The sequence below is a fragment of the Ktedonospora formicarum genome, assembly GCF_016587355.1.
Taxonomy (GTDB): domain Bacteria; phylum Chloroflexota; class Ktedonobacteria; order Ktedonobacterales; family Ktedonobacteraceae; genus Ktedonobacter; species Ktedonobacter formicarum.
Genome location: NZ_BNJF01000003.1, coordinates 658,773 through 676,599, shown reverse-complemented (window position 1 = coordinate 676,599; position 17,827 = coordinate 658,773). Strand labels below are relative to the sequence as shown.

The 17,827-nt window shown below is 53.9% G+C and carries 17 protein-coding genes and 1 pseudogene; 8 read left to right on the top strand and 10 right to left on the bottom strand.

Going from position 1 to position 17,827, the window contains the following annotated elements:
- Positions 1 to 56: 56 nt before the first annotated feature.
- The 3 genes and pseudogenes from K3T82_RS48120 to K3T82_RS29485 form a co-directional block, all read right to left on the bottom strand.
- Positions 57 to 796 (bottom strand): annotated as a pseudogene (locus K3T82_RS48120) (glycerophosphodiester phosphodiesterase family protein).
- 88 nt (positions 797 to 884) lie between these two features.
- The gene (locus K3T82_RS29490) at positions 885 to 2,138 is read right to left on the bottom strand and encodes an epoxide hydrolase family protein (RefSeq protein WP_220197094.1); all 1,254 of its coding nucleotides are present in this window, start codon (positions 2,136 to 2,138) and stop codon (positions 885 to 887) included.
- A gap of 3 nt (positions 2,139 to 2,141) precedes the next feature.
- On the bottom strand, positions 2,142 to 2,654 hold the full coding sequence (locus K3T82_RS29485; RefSeq protein WP_220197093.1) for a MarR family transcriptional regulator: 513 nt from the start codon (positions 2,652 to 2,654) through the stop codon (positions 2,142 to 2,144).
- A gap of 336 nt (positions 2,655 to 2,990) precedes the next feature.
- Between K3T82_RS29485 and K3T82_RS29480 the strand changes: the two genes are divergently transcribed.
- Both K3T82_RS29480 and sigJ read left to right on the top strand, forming a co-directional pair.
- Positions 2,991 to 3,452: a PNPOx family protein gene (locus K3T82_RS29480; RefSeq protein ID WP_220197092.1), complete on the top strand. Its 462-nt coding sequence runs from the start codon at positions 2,991 to 2,993 to the stop codon at positions 3,450 to 3,452.
- A 20-nt stretch (positions 3,453 to 3,472) separates the two neighbouring features.
- A complete protein-coding gene (gene sigJ / locus K3T82_RS29475) occupies positions 3,473 to 4,345 on the top strand; it encodes an RNA polymerase sigma factor SigJ (protein ID WP_220197091.1) in 873 nt (290 codons plus the stop codon).
- A gap of 191 nt (positions 4,346 to 4,536) precedes the next feature.
- Here the strand turns inward: sigJ and K3T82_RS29470 are convergent, their stop codons facing one another.
- The 3 genes from K3T82_RS29470 to K3T82_RS29460 form a co-directional block, all read right to left on the bottom strand.
- On the bottom strand, positions 4,537 to 5,604 hold the full coding sequence (locus tag K3T82_RS29470; protein ID WP_220197090.1) for a hypothetical protein: 1,068 nt from the start codon (positions 5,602 to 5,604) through the stop codon (positions 4,537 to 4,539).
- Positions 5,605 to 5,719: 115 nt separating this feature from the next.
- Complete coding sequence (locus tag K3T82_RS29465) at positions 5,720 to 7,342, bottom strand: FAD-dependent monooxygenase (protein ID WP_220197089.1); 1,623 nt, start codon at positions 7,340 to 7,342, stop codon at positions 5,720 to 5,722.
- A gap of 143 nt (positions 7,343 to 7,485) precedes the next feature.
- Positions 7,486 to 10,284 (bottom strand): winged helix-turn-helix domain-containing protein, encoded by a 2,799-nt coding sequence (locus K3T82_RS29460; RefSeq protein ID WP_220197088.1) that lies wholly within the window; start codon positions 10,282 to 10,284, stop codon positions 7,486 to 7,488.
- Positions 10,285 to 10,550: 266 nt separating this feature from the next.
- On the opposite strand from K3T82_RS29460, the gene K3T82_RS29455 reads away from it, so the two are divergent.
- On the top strand, positions 10,551 to 11,360 hold the full coding sequence (locus K3T82_RS29455; protein WP_220197087.1) for a DUF899 family protein: 810 nt from the start codon (positions 10,551 to 10,553) through the stop codon (positions 11,358 to 11,360).
- Positions 11,361 to 11,561: 201 nt separating this feature from the next.
- Positions 11,562 to 12,353 carry a copper chaperone gene (locus tag K3T82_RS29450; protein WP_220197086.1) on the top strand — a complete coding sequence of 264 codons (792 nt, stop codon included), beginning with the start codon at positions 11,562 to 11,564 and terminating at the stop codon, positions 12,351 to 12,353.
- A gap of 5 nt (positions 12,354 to 12,358) precedes the next feature.
- Here K3T82_RS29450 and K3T82_RS29445 read toward each other — a convergent pair whose 3' ends face one another.
- The 3 genes from K3T82_RS29445 to K3T82_RS29435 form a co-directional block, all read right to left on the bottom strand.
- The gene (locus K3T82_RS29445) at positions 12,359 to 13,222 is read right to left on the bottom strand and encodes an LLM class F420-dependent oxidoreductase (protein WP_220197085.1); all 864 of its coding nucleotides are present in this window, start codon (positions 13,220 to 13,222) and stop codon (positions 12,359 to 12,361) included.
- Between the two features lie 17 nt (positions 13,223 to 13,239).
- Entirely contained in the window at positions 13,240 to 14,184 is a 945-nt protein-coding gene (locus K3T82_RS29440; RefSeq protein WP_220197084.1) for a D-2-hydroxyacid dehydrogenase family protein, read from the bottom strand.
- A gap of 139 nt (positions 14,185 to 14,323) precedes the next feature.
- On the bottom strand, positions 14,324 to 15,190 hold the full coding sequence (locus K3T82_RS29435; RefSeq protein WP_220197083.1) for a transglutaminase-like domain-containing protein: 867 nt from the start codon (positions 15,188 to 15,190) through the stop codon (positions 14,324 to 14,326).
- 89 nt (positions 15,191 to 15,279) lie between these two features.
- On the opposite strand from K3T82_RS29435, the gene K3T82_RS29430 reads away from it, so the two are divergent.
- On the top strand, positions 15,280 to 15,576 hold the full coding sequence (locus K3T82_RS29430) for a helix-turn-helix domain-containing protein (RefSeq protein ID WP_220197082.1): 297 nt from the start codon (positions 15,280 to 15,282) through the stop codon (positions 15,574 to 15,576).
- A gap of 213 nt (positions 15,577 to 15,789) precedes the next feature.
- Here K3T82_RS29430 and K3T82_RS29425 read toward each other — a convergent pair whose 3' ends face one another.
- Positions 15,790 to 16,161: a DUF4180 domain-containing protein gene (locus K3T82_RS29425; protein ID WP_220197081.1), complete on the bottom strand. Its 372-nt coding sequence runs from the start codon at positions 16,159 to 16,161 to the stop codon at positions 15,790 to 15,792.
- A 175-nt stretch (positions 16,162 to 16,336) separates the two neighbouring features.
- Between K3T82_RS29425 and K3T82_RS29420 the strand changes: the two genes are divergently transcribed.
- Genes K3T82_RS29420 through K3T82_RS29410 form a run of 3 tightly spaced genes read left to right on the top strand, consistent with a single transcriptional unit; the run spans position 16,337 to position 17,812 of the window.
- Positions 16,337 to 16,660 (top strand): ArsR/SmtB family transcription factor, encoded by a 324-nt coding sequence (locus K3T82_RS29420; protein ID WP_420799361.1) that lies wholly within the window; start codon positions 16,337 to 16,339, stop codon positions 16,658 to 16,660.
- An 8-nt stretch (positions 16,661 to 16,668) separates the two neighbouring features.
- Positions 16,669 to 17,163, top strand: a complete 495-nt coding sequence (locus K3T82_RS29415) for an SRPBCC domain-containing protein (protein WP_220197080.1) — start codon at positions 16,669 to 16,671, stop codon at positions 17,161 to 17,163.
- 43 nt (positions 17,164 to 17,206) lie between these two features.
- A complete protein-coding gene (locus K3T82_RS29410) occupies positions 17,207 to 17,812 on the top strand; it encodes a dihydrofolate reductase family protein (RefSeq protein WP_220197079.1) in 606 nt (201 codons plus the stop codon).
- Positions 17,813 to 17,827: the final 15 nt, after the last annotated feature.

The window sequence follows — 17,827 nt, the reverse complement described above, 5'->3', positions numbered from 1 at the left end:
TATATGTCTGCTATCTGTGCTCTCTCGTAAGCCAGTTTCCCTATTACTCTGTATGGTCAGCGCAAGCCACGTTCTTGCAGGACGGCTTTCATCAGGTCGGGGCGGTTGGTGAAAAGTCCGTCCGCGCCCAGGTCGAGCAGAGCATGCATGGTGGGCTGGTCGTCGATAGTCCAGTAGTAGACATCCATTCCCAGGCGGTGCGCACCATCGATAATGCGCCGATCCTTGAGGGAGATGCCATGACTCCTGAGCGGAATCTCAAGCGCGTGGGAGTAGCGGCGGTAGAGGCCAGGTAGACCAAGTTTGTGGGCGAGGGTAAAGCGGGTGACCTCAGCCGTCCCTGCTCCCAGCACAGCCTCACCTTCGGCTAGTCGGTTGAAGCGCTTAACGATCTCCTGCTTGAAGGAAGCTACGATGACCTTTCGCTCCAGGTGATATTTTTGGATCAGTTTCCATAGTTCCTCTTCGATGCGCGAGGGTTCGCCTTTGGGGTATGTATCTTTAATCTCGAAGTGAAAGTAGTGCTTCGAGGCATACTTTTCAAAGACTTCCTCAATCGTAGGAATGCGGACACCTTTCCCCGGTAGTTATATTCCCCATGTAGATCTTGAAAGCGATAGCCCGCATCAAGCGCCTGTAGCTCTGCCAGGGTATAGGCATCGACGCGTCCACGCCCATTGGTGGTGGCATCCACAGTGCTATCATGAATGCCAACGACATGCCCATCCCTGGTAAGATGCACATCGATGTCGAGGAAATCTACCCCTATGGCGTCGGCGACCTCAAAGGCCGCCATTGTGTTCATTGGGGCGAGGTCCGCGCCGCCCCGGTGCGCCAGAAGATACGGTTTACGCAACTCTGCGAACATAGGTACCTGCTTTTAACTATCGAAAATGACGGAAGGTGCGGCGCAGGTCGTCAATCCAGCCATATGGGATTTCCCAGGGAATGAAGTGACCACCACGCTCATGCACGTTGATGTTCACATGATTGTACCAGGAAGCCCGGTCACTACTCAAGAAGTGCTGGACCCTATTCTCCGTTGAGACGCCAGGAGGGTTTTCATAGCCCACGAACGTGATCCCGGTTGGAGCTTCGATAATTGGCTGACGTTCATGAGCAGGGGTCCACGGATAGCGGTTTGCATTGGCGTACATGCGCATGGAGGTTTCAATGGCGTTATTGACCCAGAAGATCATGGCATGGGTAAGGAGATCGTCTTTAGAGAAGACCTTTTCAATGTTGCCATCGTTATCGCTCCACTTCGCCCACCGCTCAAGAATCCAGGCCAGCATCCCTACTGGGGAGTCACTGAGACCATAAGCCAGGGTCGTCGAATCGAGCACATGCACCGCGAGATGAGACGCGAAACGGCGATCATATGAGATAATCCCGGTACGAATATGTTCTGGTATATTCTCTGGAATGGGTTGTCCACCACTGAGATCCCATCCCCGATCACCATTGAAAAAACTCAACTTTAGTGCGGAGCCAATATGGATGGCGTGCAGTTCGTCGGCGTATTTATGCCCCAACTGGCCTGTAACGAGGGCTCCAACATCACATCCGCCAGCGGCATACTTCTTGTAACCAAGAATAGTCGTCATCAGTGTGTGCCAGAGGTCCGCCACCTTCCAGAAATTCATGTCCGGGTTGTTGGGGAGTGGCGTCGAGAAGCCGAAACCAGGAAGCGAGGGCACGATGACATCGAAGGCTTCAGCTGGATCACCCCCGAAAGCTCCAGGGTCTGCCAGTGGATCAATAACTTTTGACCAGTGCCAGAAGGTCCACGGCCAACCATGAGTCAAGATCAAGGGAATCGGCTTCGGGCCTACACCAGGTTTACGCATGAAATGGACAGGTACGCCCTCGACATCTACCCGGTAATGCTCGTAGTGGTTGATCGCGGACTCCGCTTGCCGCCAGTCGTAGGTATTAAGCCAGTAATCAACAAGCTCTTCCAGGTAGGCTCGACCAACCCCATAGTACCAGTCGTCATTGCCAGCCGCCAGGGGCCATCTGGTATGCTTCAGGCGTATGCGCAGGTCAGAGAGCAGTTCGTCCGGGACATGAATCTGTATGGGTTGCAGAGGAAACGAGAAACCCGCTACAGAGGTTTCTTCCTGGCTTCCGGGCATAGTTTACTCCTTCGTTTGTTCTAGCGGGTGCTGTTGGGTATTGGTTGAAGAGCGCGGGTGTAATGGTAGCTCGGCCTTTCTGCCCAATTCGACCGCATGGGCCAGGGCTGGTAGGGCTTCCGCGATGGACTGACGCTCATCCTGGGACAATCGGTCGAGCAAGCTAGAAAGCTGGTTCACGCGTGCAGCATGGCGCACTTCGACGATCTGTGCCCCTCGCGGAGTAAGTTGGATCAGTACCGCGCGGGCGTCGCGGGGATCTGTTTGACGCTCCACTAATCCATCGTCTTCCAATCTCCTCACCAACTGGGTAATAGCCGGTTGTGTCATTTGCTCCGTGACAGTCAAATCGGTTAGCCGCATGGGGCCCTTGCGTGAGAGCGTATGTAACACAGACAGGCTCGTAAAGCTTAGTTTTTCCACCGAAGGCAGGCGAATGAAGATCGTCGTAAATTCTTCAATGATGGTTGTCAGATCACCGACATTCAGGTCGGCATCAGAGAATTGTTCTGTCATAGAGAAAATTATATCACAGATTTATATAAATATTTTATGCAAACATAAGCCTGTCACAAAAGTTCACCCTCAACCCTCTTCCAGTATGAGTCTCTTTTTTAAAGGGGGGTCTGGATATTGCAATAGAAACGATTTTCGAATATAAAATTAACAAATGCACATACACGGAAGAAGAGGACTTAGCCCGCTACATGATGTGTCATCTTGATAAGACTGAGGTCTTATTCGAAAACCACCCCTCATACGAGGGCACGGCGCCGCTGGTCGCGGCTAGCGCTCACGCGCTCAGGTTTTCAGATAAGGAGTAAGGGTTAATAAATCGAAAGGAAGATATATATGTCAGAAAGTAATGTTCAAGTGAGCAGAAAAGGCTTACCCCGTAGGCGACCGCCGTGGAATTCCTATGTCCTGGCTCATCCTCTCGTCAGGCGTGTGATGCGGTTCGCGGTCCTCAAACATACCGGGCGACGTTCTGGGCGGGTCTTTGCCACACCAGTAAGCGGACGACCGACAGCCAATGGTTTTGTGGTCCCGCTAACCTTTGGCGAAAAGACTGACTGGTATCGTAACGCGCTGGCTACGAACGGATGTGTAATACAGTGGGAAGGCGTTGAATATCGGTTGATTGATCCACAGATTATAAGTCCGAAGGTGGCCCTTCCAGCCTTCAATCTTGCTGAGCGGATACTGCTGCCGATGCTCGGAATCAAGCAGTATATCCAATTCCGACACGCCCCGGCTGGCGGAGAGGATACGGCTTCACCTAAGGAGGCATCCAGCCAGTCCCAGGTGAAGTGATACGCTAACAGAGATGAAACATGAATGAAACTTTTGAAACATACCGGTCGTACCTTTTTGCCATTGCCTATCGCATGCTTGGAAGCACGATGGATGCGGAGGACATGGTGCAGGAAACTTATCTACGATATCAGGCCACGCCGGGGACGATTCTCTCGTTGAAAGCGTACCTGACCACAATCATCAGCCGCCTGTGCGTGGATCAGTTGCAATTGGCGCGGCGCACGCGGGAGCAATATCTGGGGCCATGGTTGCCGGAGCCGATCGTCACCACAGATGCGCCAGAGTTGGTTGGAGTTGAGAAGCGAGTGGACGAATATGAGTCGATCTCGCTAGCCTTCCTGGTAATCCTGGAGCAGCTACAGCCGCTTGAGCGGGCCGTCTTTCTGCTGCGTGAGGTCTTTGAATACGATTATGCCGAAATCGCGGCCATACTGGACAAAAGCGAGGCCGCCTGTCGCCAGTCTTTGAGCCGGGCAAAGAAACATCTAGTCGATCACCGTCCACGCTTCTCGGCGTCGCCTGAACTTCAGCGTCAGTTACTCACCAGCTTTTTACAGGCCATTGACGCGGGCGAGATGAATGCCTTGATCGATTTACTTGCGCTGGATGTGACTTTCTGGAGCGATAGCGGTGGCAAAGTGAAAGGTTCTCCGACACGACCTGTTTTGGGCAGTCAGGCGGTCGCAAGTCTCTTTATCAGGAAGACCAGCACATTCAGAGGCACTTTGCCAGAAGGCGCGCGGGTGGATTTGGCGGAAGCCAACGGTCAACCCGCGTTGATTATCCGCGCTGGTAGTGATGCCTTTGCTGTGCTGACTATCGAAGTGGTGGCTGGGCGTATCCAGACGATTCGTATCGTTGCCAATCCCGAGAAGTTGACCCACGTCTAATCTCGCAAGTTTGTGGCAATTTGCGCACATTATCAGTTACTCCTTCTCCGGAAACCTGAGCGCGTGTGCTACAACGAACATCAACCCTCGTATGAGGGTTGGTGTTCGAATAAGACCTTAGAGGATGGCAGTGAGGTGTGATTCCAATAGGGGAGGTAGGCGCTGAGCATCAGCCAGCGCCTATTTATGGTTTAGGGTTGGACTTGAGTTTCGGTTTGTGGTTCGGATTGGTTTCGAGCGCGCACGCGCAGGGTCAGCAGGATCATCAAAATAATTGTGATGACAACAATGACCCCGTGAAAGCTCTGATTGAGAATGTCTGATTTACTCACTCCGAAACCAATGGCGCAGTAGTTCAGCAGCGCAGCGAAGGCCAGCGCGACCCGGTGTCTATCATTCCAGCCCCGTCCCGGTGCGGACCAGCGTGTGATAAACAGGATGGCGAGCGCAGCCAGCATCAGGTAAATCAGAGCTGCAACTACCGCTGGTAGTGAGGGGAGCAGTTCAAAGGACCGATGGAAGAAGAGGAAGGCAGCTCCCACAACGAGGCCAAAGAGACCAACCAGCCAGGAATTAGGCGCGTTCTTCTGAGTTGGCTCGCTGTTCTCAGTTTCGTCATGTTTCACAGGTAGGAAGAGAGCTAGTGAGATGATAATGAGCGCCAGGAGTCCGGTCACAACCAGCCAGAATGTATCAGGCTTGAAATTCGGCGTGACGAAGTTGGCATATACATAGGTCAGGAAGGCCATACCTAGCACGAAAATGATGCCGATAATGGAGAGGCCGATGTTGCCAATCCAGCTCTCCTGCCGTACGCGCGGGAAGATGAGCTCGGTCACCAGGATCGGCACTGAGATGCTCCACACGGTATGCAGTCCCAGGACATAGGGGGACCAGACCCAGCTTACCCCCAACGCGTGCCCAAAGTAACCCATAGCACTGATACCGGGGAAGTTGGGGTTAAACAATGAGTGCAGGACCAACCCTTCCTCAATCAAGCCATAGGCGAAGGCCAGTATGGGTATCCATCCCCAGTGCAGACCTCGCCGACGCACGATTTCGCGAATAATGATCGCGCCCGTCCCATAGTATGAGACATTGAGCAAGAAGAGGAATAGAATCGAGGAATTAAGCTCCATATCGCCTAGTAGTAGCTCGGAGATCGCTGGCGTAAGAAGAAGGAGAACAAAGAGTGGCAATAGATGGCGTTTCCGCCGGGGCTTACTTGCTTGTATGCTCTCGCTAGTTATTGTGTTCATAGCATATAAATCCTTTTTAATAGAGGGTGTTCTGTTTTAATGTCATATAGATTTTAGACGCAAAAGAGGCTCAGACGAAAAATGTAGGGCACGAGACAGCTTCGTGCCCTACGTTTTATTCCTTGCAGAGCAAGCGCGCCATAACGCTTGCCAAAGCAGGCTGTGGTTCGGCGATGAGTTCAATTGAGCGCCAGGCAACAAAGCCGTCGGGTCTAACCAGGAGCGCTCCGGTTGCGCTGATGTCAGCGTCCTGCTGCCAATCAGTGTCTGCGACTACAAGGTCCCCATCTGGTGCGATACGGTAAGCTGCGAGACCAAGGGCGCGTGCGGCCTCACACCATGACGCGCCCTCTGCTCCAGCCAGCAAGACAAAGCCGCGTCCGAGCAGATCGAGCGAGGAGACGCGCTGGCCCTCGTGCTCACCCCAAACATGCGGGACGTGGGTGCCGGGCCGACCGTCGATACTTAGAATGTTTTGTTCGGGTAGTTCTCGCTCCTCGGATATTATGGCTCGCGAGTCATACTGATAGCCAAAGCCCATAATACGCCCAAAGCGTCGTTTGAAGAGCTCACCAGAGACGCTGCTCATCGTGAACAGGCCATCCTCTCCCGCCGCTTCAGCAGATTCCTCAGCTGCAAGCGTACCAACGGGGCGGCGCTCGATATCGTAGGTATTCAGCAGTGAGGGGTCGGACTGACCTTTGAGGACTGCTGCAAGCTTCCAGGCTAGGTTATGCACATCTGCGATGCCGCTATTCGCGCCTTGACCACCCCAGGGGGGCATCTGGTGCGCGGCGTCTCCAGCGAAGAAGACGCGTCCATGCTGAAAGCCATCGGTGATGCGTACGGCGCAATCCCAGGGTAATACGCTCTTGATGTTGATGTCCAGGTTGGGCATTCCCAGTGCCGAATGTAGCAGGTCCCGGCAGCGTTCCGGCGGGTAATCCGCTGGTGTCTCTCCCTTCTCCACATGATAAACGATATGGCAGACCCAGCGATCCGTATTGTTGATTGAGGTCAGCAGCCCTCGCATCTCTGGATGATCTATCAGGCACATGCTGAACTCTCGCCCACGTATAAAGTCGGTTAAGTCAGCTTCGAAAAGCACGTTGAGCAGATGCCCAAGCACGCCTTTTCCGGTTGTAGCAATGCCCATTTTGCTGCGAACGGGGCTATTGGCTCCATCGGCGGCGAGCATATACGTAGCACGTACCTGGCTCTCCTTACCGCTCACCCGGTCGCGGATGATCGCGGTCACTCCATCTTTATCCTGCTCGAAGGAGACAAGCTCTGTAGAGAAGCGTAGGTCGCCTCCACGCTGGCGCGCGGCTGCAAGCAGTTCTGGTTCCAGCAGATCTTGTGTGCTCCGTGAGGCGGTTACTGGGCTGATATCAGGGAGGGGCGCTCCACCTCCACTACCTTTTAGCATAGCGGCACGCATGGCCTCGCGTTGTTCAGGTCCAAAGTCTTTAAGCGCCTCTGTCAGCGTACTTCCTTTTAGGATGCCCATAGCGGGATTAAGCAGGGCACCCGCTCTCTGTACTTCAGCCTCCAGCCCTATCTCGCGATAGAGTTCCATTGTCCGAATATTGACGCCACGCGAGCGGGGATGGATCGAGGTTCCCGCATGCCGCTCAACCAGGAGCGAGCCAATGCCGTGATGTTGAAGAAAGAGAGATGCTGATAAACCAACGATGCCACCGCCAACGATGAGCACCGGAACATTTTCCTGTGACATATGAAAACCCTCCGCACTGCTTGTAAAGTCTGAGAGCGCTCTTCTTCGCGCTGCTGTTGATGCAAGTATAGAGCGGAGGGGAGGGGGTAAACATCACCCACCTGGATAATAGAGCGGGTGATTATGGTGGGTGACTACTTAATTTATAGCAGATTGAGCAGGCTAGCAACCTTGCTGGCTTCGACGCGATTATTCACATCAAGTTTGCGGTAAATGCTTTGGACCTGCGCCTTGACAGTGTTGACAGAGACGACCAGCTCACGCGCTATCTCGGGATTTGTATGACCTGCGACGAGCAGGCGCAGCACGCGTAGCTCCTGTGGCGAGAGTGGTTCAAGGAGTGGGGATGCCGGTATGGTCAGTGGTGCGGACCCGGTTTGCTCCCGCTCGAAGACTGCCAGGAGCCCCTGGACATAGCTCACCTGGGCCTTCGCGTGCAAGTGCGGCAGAACTGAGCGCAGGAGTGTTGCCATTACCTCACCTTCATCAAGGAAGAGTCGCGTATAACCCTCTATGTGGGCGCGTGCGAGCACCTCCAGAAGCGCGTGGCGAGCCTCCTGCACCCGTTTCTCGGCTGCGTATGCCAGAGCGCTCAGCAGGCGTGCCTCAAGAGCATGGCGCATACGCCCACCCTCGCGTGCGGCCTCTTCCAGACCTTTGAGATGCTGTAGGGCCTCGCCGTTTGGTTCCTGTGCCAGGAACCAGCGCGCAACAAGGAGTTCTTCGCGATCCCGTTGTAGGCATGGAAGCTTTATTCGGACCTGGGCGCGTTCATCCAGCCAGCGTTGCACGGCTGATAAGTTTCCCGAAGCAAGATGTATGCTGGCCTGAGTGGTTTGAATACTGCGTTCAAGCTGGGTGAAGAGAGGGTACGATGGTTGTGCCTGGAGGTTGGGTGTCTCAAGCCATTCTAGAGCGCTCCGGGTATCTCCTCTGATCTGCTCGATCTGTGCCAACACTAGCACGCTCTGTACCTGGAATTCCATATTTTGGAGCGTGCGACCGATGTCCAGCGCCTCGCGGGCCTGTTTCTCTGCTTCCTCCAAAGTGTTCCACTCGTAAGAGAGGCCCGCGAGACCAACCAGGGCATCGCCAATGTCATCCAGATCTTGTTGCTCTCGCGCCTCATGCAGAATATATTGTAAGTGTTCGGAGGCGCGGTGGAGTGCTCCCATGTCGGTCAACACGCCACTGAGGAGGACGGTATTGGCGCGCATGATAGGCGGCAGATTGAAGGCTCTGCAATACTCGCGATTGCGTTCAATAGCTTGTAACGCGTCATGAAGATTCCCCAGGAAGATTGCGCCTATTCCCACGACAATATGACACATATGGCGCCATGCCATATCCTCTTCAGGCAAGTAGGCAAGAGCCTGCCTGGCCCAGTCCATACCACGCTCAAGATCCCCCCGTTGCCGTGCCAGCAGGGCGCGAAAGGCGAAGACTGAGCCCAACCCCTCTGTGTCCTGGTCGCGCCTCCAACCTTCTTCGGCGATATCAAGCAGGGTATGAATATGCTCGAAGATTGTCGCCGTGACGGATGTTTGAGCAGTGACTATGATATTCAACAATGTGGTGGCGTAGCGCAGGCAGAGGGCAGGATGTTGATGAAGCAGCGGTTCAGGCAAGCGTTCGAGCCAGCGCCGCAGCGCCTGGGGCCCTAGTGTACCTCGCGTCGGTATAAGTTCTGTCCCTAGCGTTTGATGTTGAGTCAGGCGTTCAAGCAAGCCAATCACTCGTTGCATGTCCTGCGCCTGGAATGCCGCCTCAATGGCCTCTGACAATAACTCGCGCGCTTCGTACCATTCACTCGCCTTTAGCGCGAGCGCTCGCAGCGTCTCATTGCCTAGACGCTTACGTGCCTCGGCCTGCATGGCCTCGGCGAAGAGTGCGTGATAGCGATACCAGCCTTCTCCATCGGCAAGTGGTTCTAGAAAGAGGTTTGCATGAGCTAGAGTTGTCAGCACCCGGTCACTCTCTACCCGTTCCACTAGAGCATCACAGAGAGGACCAGTCAGGCGCGCGAGAACGCTTGTGCGCAAGAGGAAGTCTTGAAGTGGCTCCGGTTGTACACTCAAAATCTCGGAGACAAAGTATTCCTGAAGCGCGCTCTGGCTTCCAGTAAAGGAAGAGACAACCGATGCAATCTCACGCTGATCTCGACAACGTTGTAGGGCGAGGGAGAGAAGTCTCAGACCAGCGGGCCATCCTTCCAGGCGGTTGTAGAGCTGTTGAATCATCTCTGGCGAGGGAACATTGATTGCTCCCAGGCTCAGAAAGGCCTGAGCCTCTTCTTGTGTAAATCTCAGATCGGCACTGTAAAGCTCGATGAGTTCTCCTCTAACACGAAAGCGAGCCAGCGCGAATGGTGGATCTGCACGCGTTATCAAGATAAGATGCAGATCAGGTGGAAGGTGTTCGATAAAGAAATTGAGTGACTCATGGATCTGGGGTGTATCGATGATGTGATAGTCATCCAGCACAAGCAACCCTGGCTCAGATATTTGACTTAGCTCGTTGAGAAGGGTGGTTATAAGGCCTTCCAACGGAAGCGGTTTGAAGGGGGAAGACATAGCATCAAGCTGTGATAACGCATCGCGCCCAGGTTGTGATGGTAGTCCAAGGCAGGCATGGGCTACATAGCGCCAGAAGTGGAGCGGATCATTATCATCAATATCGAGCGTAACCCAGGCTATTGGTGACAATTGTCCTTGTGCACGCTGACCCTCCATCCACTGCCGCACAAGGGTTGTCTTCCCTGAGCCTGCCGGAGCTGAGATCAGAGTCAGACGACTCTCAAGCGCCCTATCAATACTGATGAGTAAGCGCTTGCGCTCAATGAGGCCTGATGCCAGGCGCGGTGGCTGCAATTTGGATGTCAGTAGTGGTAAGCTCGCTAAACGGTTGGATTCTGGCTTCTTGCACTTCACAACTTCGGACATTCGATCTCCTCACGACACTTAGATACGTTTCTGACAACCACCATTTGCCAGCCTACAAGAGTATAACACATGTGATTGTTTATGGCTGCGTGCGGAATGAGTGGGCCAGGCTTTCAGCAGTGGACCAAGGATTTGAGCAAGATAAGAGAAGTTTTTTCCTGTCGCTGCGGTAGAATAGATTGTACTTACAAATCGTAAGAAGTCCTCCGCTCCCTGCCTGTGAATCATCCCTGATACAAGAGGGAGAAGGAAAGAAGGAGACACCTATGAATACACCAGACCTGCACGATTTCGCCAAAGTCCTCGACGCTTCTGCGCGGCCTGCAGTGGTCGACCGGGCTACCTGGCAGGCGGAACTGAACACGCTGCTGGTACGGGAAAAGGCTCACACCCGTGAAGGAGATGCTATCGCGGCAGCTCGCCGACGCCTGCCGATGGTAGAGGTGGACCCCTCCACCACGCTGATCGGCCCGCACGGACCGGTCTCGCTGCTGGAGGTCTTCGAGGGCAGAAGGCTTCTGATCGCCTACTTTCACATGTGGCACTTTGATCAACCTGCCGAAGGCCAGTGCGAGGGCTGCACCTTCTCTACCACCCATATCACCGAGCTGTCCTATCTGCATTCCCGCGACGTCACCTACGCGACCTTCTGTGAGGGACCTTACGAGGAGAGCTCGCGCTATCACGACTTCATGGGCTGGACCATGCCCTGGTACTCGGTGCCGCAGGACTCAGTGGACCCGCTGATCGCAGATCGGCACTTCGGCATCCTGGTCAGCTATCTCCGAGACGGTGACCGGGTCTTCGAGACCTACTGGACCACCGGTCGTGGCAATGAAGTGATGGCACCATCGTACGGACTGTTAGATATGACCGTGTATGGTCGGCAGGAGGTCTGGGAGAACTCGCCCGCTGGTTGGCCGAAACGATGGGGAGAAAACGCCAGCGAACCCAACGGCTTCCGTCTAAGCGGACGCCCCATCTCCCAATGGTCCCGGCTTGCCGCCGGACGCTCCGATGACCTTGGTACCGAGACGACGGCCACTGCCTCACATTGCTGCCAAAACGAGCCGTAACACCCACGGAAATGCAGCGAGTTGGCGCTGGTCATCCGGCTCGTTGCCCCCTCCTGAGTCTCACCCTTCCAACGATTTTGGCATATAATTTGAGCTTTTTTCAGGAATCCTGATCTTCTTTACCTTGTATCGTTGTGTGTCGTCTCTTGCAATGTGGTACAATTGTGGTACAAGCGTCATTCTATAATGAAAGGGCGATGTATGGTCAATGGCCTCAAACTGCCGCAGAACGCGAAGAACTCAATGGCCTGGATGCTGACCCACTTCTTAATGATGCTCGCCTGGATACCAACATTGGTTCACATTTGGAGTATGCCAACAGGACGGATGAGTGGACCAATGGGAATGTCGCTTAGCGCTTTCCTGCCCTACTGGTCGTTAATGATGGCTGCGATGATGTTGCCCGCGCTTTCACCAGTCCTCTCCGTCCAACTGGAGGCGCTCGCGGAGCGAGGCTACAACTTCGCTACGCTTATCGTGCGCCTGGGGGGCTTCCTCCTTGGCTACTTGCTGCTTTGGTCACTCTCTGCCCTACCCGTCTACCTGCTCTCGCTACTGGGCGAAATGCTCGCCCACAGTGCCCCTGCGCTGGGCGTGCTAGTGGGTGTGGCGCTGCTCGTACTGGTTGGACTCTACCAGCTCGCGCCGCTGGCTGGACGCTTCTTGCGCCACTGCAATCCTACTCTATTTCAAGAGCCTCAGCATGATTTTTCGCTCGGCTGTCCGGTAGAACTCTCGCGGGGTCGTTCAGTGATCAAGGGAGGTTTTCGGCATGGTTTGCACTGTATGGGGGCGTGTGGCCCTCTCATGCTGGTCATGGTTGTAGTGGGGTTGATGAATTTGCCCTGGATGCTGCTCCTGACCCTGCTGATCTTTCTGGAAAAGACATGGGACCAGGGCCAGCGACTCGCGCTCGCCGTTGGCCCCGCCCTTCTACTCTTCGCTTTGCTCGCCGCTTGCTATCCCACGCTGATGCCCGGCTTCTCCTTCTGATAAACTCAGATGCCAATGGCTTCTTTATAACGGCGTAGCGTCTGCATATGTTCGGTAGGAGATGTGTAGCCAGCATTCATTGTGTTGATGGAAATGTGGGTCGCGCCGAGCTTGCGCCACTCCTCTGTCCAGCGGACCAGGTCGTCGAGATTGCCTTGCGACGCGTCTATTTTGGCTTCGATGCCGAATGTGGAGGGATCGCGCCCGGCGTCTCTCAGATAACCTCGCAGGTGGTCAATCGCCTCGCGCATCTCCTCGCTGAGGGCGCCAAGGGGAAACCAGCCATCCGCGAGACGAGCGGCCCGCCGTAAGAATTTGTCGCCACTGCCACCCATCCAGATTGGGATAGAGTGGTGCGGGGGAAGTGGGTTCAGACCCGCTTGCGGGATGGTCGTAAACTGGCCCTTAAAGTCTACGACCTCTTTGCTCCAGAGTTGGCGCAAGACTTCGACCTGCTCCTCGATGGCTTTTCCGCGTGTTCTAAAATCCATCCCCAGCCCTTCATATTCGATGGCATTCCAGCCAACGGCGACGCCCAGGCGAAGTTTACCACCTGAGAGTACATCTATCTCTGCCGCCTGCTTGGCGACCAGGGCTACCTGACGTTGAGGCAGGATCAGGATGCCCGTGACCAGTTCCAGGTGTGTGAGTGCGGCGAAGTAGCCGAAGAGCACGAACACTTCATGGAACATAGTCTTTGAGGTATATGGTCCGCTCCAGTCTGGGCGAGTTGAGGTATCCGCGCCAAGAACATGATCATAGGCCAGAATATGCTTGTAGCCCAGACCTTCTACCGTCTGTGCATAATCACGGATGACGGCGGGATCTGACCCTATCTCTGTTTGTGGAAAAGTGACGCCGATTTGCATGGCATAATCTCCTATTATCAAGCTTCGGGATTGTCAGCCGCGAAGGCAAGCACTTGTCTGAAGGCAGTAGAGAAGAAGCTTTCATAGGTATCCTTCTCGACAAAGCCAATATGAGGTGTGCAGAGCGCGTTGCTCAGGTGGAGAAGAGGGGTGTCCGTAGTGGGCTCACTCTCGTAGACATCGACTGCCGCGTAGCCGGGGCGCCCCGCGCGTAGCGCTTCCTCCAGTGCCCCCGCTTCAATCAACCCCGCTCGGCTGGTATTGACCAGGAGCGCTGTGGTCTTCATGCGTGCCAGATGGCTTGCTGTGACTGCTCCGCGTGTCTCGTCAGTCAGTTTGAGATGCAGGCTAAGGACATCTGACTGCTCGAAGAGTTCATTCTGGCTGGTGGCGACGGTTAGATCATCCTGGCGCGCGCGTGTCAACGAGCCCTCACGTCCCCATACCAGGACCTTCATGCCAAAAGCCTGCCCATAGCGCGCGACAAGGCTTCCGATGTTTCCATAACCGAAAATACCCAGTGTGCGGCCATGCAGGCTTGTACCTATCTCTTGTTGCCATCTACCTGCTCGCATATTCGCCACCTCCTGGGGAATATGGCGCATCGCTGCCAGGATCAGCCCCCAGGTGAGTTCCGCCGTGGCATAGGGCGAGCCTGTGCTGGCATCTCCCCGAACGACCTTGATACCGCGCTGCTCACAGGCTGCGAGATCAATATGTGGCGCCCCCCGCCCGGTCTGAGCGATAAACTTGAGGCGTGGAAGCCGCTCCAATAACTCCTCGGTGATAGCGGTGCGCTCGCGAATGAGTACAAGAGCATCCGCGTTCTGAAAGCGCTCCGCCAGCGCCGCTACATCTTTCACATTATCGCGATAGATGGTTACTTCGTGCCCATCGAGTAGATGAAAGCAGTCCAGGTGGCGTACAGCGTCCTGGTAGTCGTCAGGAATAACAATCCTCATCTATAGCTTCTCTCCTCACATAATGTATTATGTTGCCAGCATACAACATTGTGTGAGCCTCGGTTGATTGTTCTTCTTATAGTAAAGAGCTCTGAGAACGCCATTACAAAGGGATGCTCTCAGAGCTATCTGTATGGAGCTATCTAGCAGGCATTGCGGCCTGGACTGCGCGTCCATATGCTGTTTCAGCGAAGTGCGTTTGTAGTTCATCTAAGTGGGTATCTACGTTTAATGTCAGGGTGGCGATCCTGTCGAGTAGTTCCAAGTCATCCGGAGTCAGGTCCGCCTCTGGTTTCGTGATCAGGTCGCCCCAGTCGTCGCTCCCTAGCATCTCGCACCGATTGAGGTAGGCAAAATCTTGTAGTAGGGCATAGCGGATCGGCGGCATACCTCGATCAGTGGGGCTATCCCCAAAGTCCTGCGGATCACGTTCACCCGTCCGACAGCGCTGCCAGACTTCGCCTGCCTGCATGAAGGGATCATCCGGGCCTATATCAAGCGTGTTGAAGGCGACATTGTTCCTGTGGCGTATCACCTCATCGATCATTGGGTCTACGCGTACCCAGCGCCCCTGCTCTTCCTGCCAGAACTCAGCGAGCCGGTGGTCCACCGCGTAAGGTTCCGCGAAATAGCTCCCGAAGCCAACGCGCGCCCGAGCCGGGACGCCCTGGTGTCGCAGAATCGATACGAGCAGGACCGCGAAGTTGCGGCATATCGCCCCAATGCGCAGAGCGGGGGGACGCTCGACCGTAAGTGGCATGTTGGAGCGGTTCTCGATGCGCTCCAACATGTCCTCCATACGCCTGATACCAAATCTGGTATTGTCGATCTCCTCTAGTTCGATGTGGTAGCCTTCGCGCAACAATTCGGTATAGGGAGGGATCAGCACGTTCTGCACAATCTTTACTATGCTTGCCATGTCATATGGCAACCCCTCATATAACCGGATCTGGCGACCTGGATTGGTCAACACGCTCTGTTGACGGTAATAGTCTTGAGTCTTCATGATGAGCCCTTTTCTCCTGAAGTGTTCATACTCTGCCAGAAAGGTATCACACTCCTCCTGACATCTCCTGTCAGGAATTTTACCTCGCCATGTTCCTCACATTGAAGGCGCTCTCCCTTTTCAGTTACAATACCTACCAAGCGGTAGGTTGGTTTGTAAGGAGAAGAAATATACAGCGAACTAGCTCTGATTCGGAGGCCCACGAACGCGTGTTGAACACGGCTGAGCGCCTCTTCGGCGAGCGGGGCTATCAGGTGGTGACGTTACGCGATATCGCGCATGAGATTGGTATTCGGCATACCTCGCTCTACCATCATTTTCCGCGTGGAAAGGAAGAGCTTTTTGTGGAAGCGACAACCCGTCGTATGCATGCCTATACAAAGTGAAAACATTGCCAGCGCTATCGTCTATGCTTTGGCACAACCACCTCACGTCAGCGTCAATGAAATCCTGATTCGCCCCACCGAGTCAGAACGCTAGTCATGATATTAAACAAGCCCTGAAAACTCTGCTCAGGGCTTGTTGCTCTTCCTCTCTGCTCATCCATTTAAGCTCAGCTCAGGTTTGGGCACTGTAAATATGAACTAGCAGTGCTCAAGTTATTGCGCAGGTATCAGGCGTTCTTCAAGCTCTTGACGAGTCTCTAAAAACCACACTTCATTGCCACGGTTGGTCTCATATACATAGTCCTTGAAAGCCTTGCTTTGAGCAATGTATTGGGAGATGTCGCCAAGAATGACGAGTCGCCGTCGATATTGTACAAATTTCTGCACGATCTGACCGGCAAGACCTGTTTTGAGCTGAAAGAAAGCCTCATCAAGCCGCTCCACGGGAAGAATGACCATCTCGGCGTGAAGGGAGAATGCATCACCAATCAGATCCAGAGCCTCACGTTCGCTTTTCACTGTTTCCCCATTGGCCTCACAGTCGAGAACCTGAACATCATGTATGGTTGTAAACGAATACGACATTATTCCCTCCATTGCTCTTATTTCGCATAAAAACCCGGTTCCTATATGCGTAAAAATCTCTTTTGGATCTTAACATATCCCCTTGCCTCAGACAATATTCATTGCTATCAATCATAATATTCTTGTCAAGGAATATTCCTTGACAAGAATATTCCTTATGGGTTATACTGTGGATATGAAAACACTATGGACTGCTCTGATGGAGCCAAACCGCTTGCACATTGTCGAGCTGTTGCGCGATGGCCCATTGACAGTAGGCGAGATCACCGAGCGTTTGGCGATCCTGCAGCCGCAGGTATCGAAGCATCTCAAGGTTCTGAGCGAGGCAGACATTGTGGAGGTGTTGCCACAGGCGAACCGGAGGATTTATAAGCTGAGGCGAGAGCCCTTCCAGGAGTTGGAGACCTGGTTACATTCGTTCCATCGCCTCTGGGAAGAGCGCTTTGACCGCCTGGATGACTACCTATTGGAAATACAGGCTGACGAGCAACAAAAGTGAGGATAGTGATGTTTGATAATCAATCGTTAGGCCCTTTTACCAACGAGCGGGAATTCACCGTAGAGCGTCAGTTCGCCGCCCCTCGCGCCCTGATGTTTCAAATCTTTACCCAGCCAGAGCATCTCAAACGCTGGTGGGCACCGCAGCCATTTACTGTCCCTACCTGCACTATTGATTTGCGCCCCGGTGGCATCTGGCATTATAGTATGCGCTCACCTGAGGGCCAGGATCATTGGGGACTCAGTGTCTACCGTGAAATCGTGCCGTCAGAGAAACTTTCCTATACCACGACGTTCGCCGATGAGCATGCTAACCCTATCGAAGGCATGCCTGAGCACCTGACGACCCTGACCTTCACGGAAGAAGATGGTAAAACCCGCGTGACTGCTCTGGTTCAGTTCAGCAGCGCAGCGGATCTGAAAGTCGCGACGGGCCTGGGGATGCTCCAGGGTATGAATATGACCTGGGATTTCCTGGTTACATATGTACATGAACTGCTTTAATATTGAATGGAATTAAAAGTAAAAACAAGGAAGTGATAGTATCATGAGCAATAATGGAAAAATAACCACGGCTTTCTCAATGTCACTTGATGGCTTTGTCGCCGGGCCTAATGAAGATTTTCAGCAACTTTTCGCCTGGATGATGGGCGGCGATACCGATTATGCCCTCAAGATAGGCGAGAACGAGCATAAGCTCAAGATCTCGACAGAGAGCGTCAAAATGTATGAGAACGCCATCAACACGACCGGGGCTCTTGTGGCGGGACGCCGATTGTATGAGCTCACCCAGGGATGGGGAGGTCATCATCCCATTGGTGCTCCTGTTATCGTTGTGACGCATCGCCCCAGGCCGGAATGGGTTCAGAATGACTGGCCGGTGACATTCGTTACCGATGGGCTCCAAAGTGCTATCGAACAAGCCAGAGAGATCGCTGGCGGTAAATCGGTCGCGATAGCCTCCGCAACAATTGCGCAACAGTGCCTTAATGCTGGTCTGCTCGACGAAATCCATATTGATCTGGTTCCCTTCCTATTGGGTGATGGTGTGCGCCTGTTTGAGTATCTCAAGGTCGCGCCCGTAGCCCTTGGAGATCCCCATGTGAGTGTCGGTCAGGGGGTTACTCATCTCACCTACTCCATTAAAAAGTAAAATGAGGAGAATAAC